Source organism: Neisseria sp. P0021.S006 (assembly GCF_051956895.1).
This window is the reverse complement of sequence record NZ_JBQCWZ010000442.1, coordinates 1-1,105: the sequence shown is the minus strand read 5'-3', so window position 1 is coordinate 1,105 and position 1,105 is coordinate 1. Positions and strand designations below refer to the sequence as shown.

The following is a 1,105-nucleotide window of genomic DNA, read 5'->3' as shown; positions in this document are numbered from 1 at the left end:
AACATCGCCGATTTGCCGTCAGACTTTGGATATTTTCTGCGCCATGCTGGGTACGGTTGCTTCCAATTTGGCTTTGTCATTGGGTGCGCGCGGCGGCGTGTATTTGTGCGGCGGCATTATCCCGCGCGTGTTGGATTACTTTAAAACGTCCCCGTTCCGCAGCCGCTTTGAAAATAAAGGCCGCTTTGAGGCTTATCTTGCCGCTATTCCCGTGTATGTCGTATTGAGCGAGTTTCCGGGCATCGTCGGCGCGGCGGTCGCATTAGACAATCATTTAAATAACGTTTAAACACACAAACGGCGGTGCAGGGCAGGGGGTGGAAAAAACCCTTGTCCTGAACGTCAAAAAATCAAAGGGTAGAGTATATGTTAAGCAAAATCAGCGAATCATTGTCCAATCTCTCCGGCGCAGAACGCAAAGTTGCCGAATCTGCGTTGGCCGAGCCGAAATGGTTCGTTCATGCCGCTGTGGCCGAAATCGCCGAGCGTGCATCCGTCAGTCAGCCGACTGTAATCCGTTTCTGCCGCAGCTTGGGTTACAAAGGCTTGCCTGAGTTCAAACTCGCTTTGTCTGCCAGTATCGGTCATGAAGGTATGCCTTACGTTCATGAAGAATTAAACGCCGATGACAACATGGGCAGCGTGGTCGAAAAAGTGTTGGGCAACGCCGCAGCCTCCCTCTTGGGCGAGCGCCGCTTTCTGAAAGAATCCGAGCTGGAAAACGCGATTGCCATTCTGATGCACGCGCGACGCGTTGAGTTTTATGGAGTCGGCAACTCCGGCATCGTTGCCCAAGATGCGCAACACAAATTCTTCCGCTTCGGTATGTCCACCGTTGCCTATGTCGATACGCATACCCAGTTGATGGCAGCTTCCGTGTTGACCGAGCAGGATGTGTTGGTGGCGATTTCTAATACCGGCTCATCTATCGAATTGTTGGACGCGGCCAGTATCGCCAAAGAAAACGGCGCAGCCGTTATCGCGCTGACCCGCAATGATTCGCCGTTGGCTCAAATGGCCGACTGTGTATTGAGCATTGCCACTCAGGAAAATGCCGAGCTTTATACGCCTATGGTGTCCCGCCCTGTCTCTTATTACACATCTA

At 52.4% G+C, this 1,105-nt stretch carries 2 protein-coding genes; both read left to right on the top strand.

Features of this window, described 5'->3' with window-relative positions; genetic code table 11:
• Positions 1-289: glucokinase (locus ACTHUM_RS14850; RefSeq protein WP_440403270.1), on the top strand; the 289-nt coding region annotated here is incomplete at its 5' end.
• A gap of 77 nt (positions 290-366) precedes the next feature.
• Positions 367-1,105 (top strand): SIS domain-containing protein (locus tag ACTHUM_RS14845; RefSeq protein ID WP_440403269.1); only part of this gene is annotated, 739 nt, incomplete at its 3' end.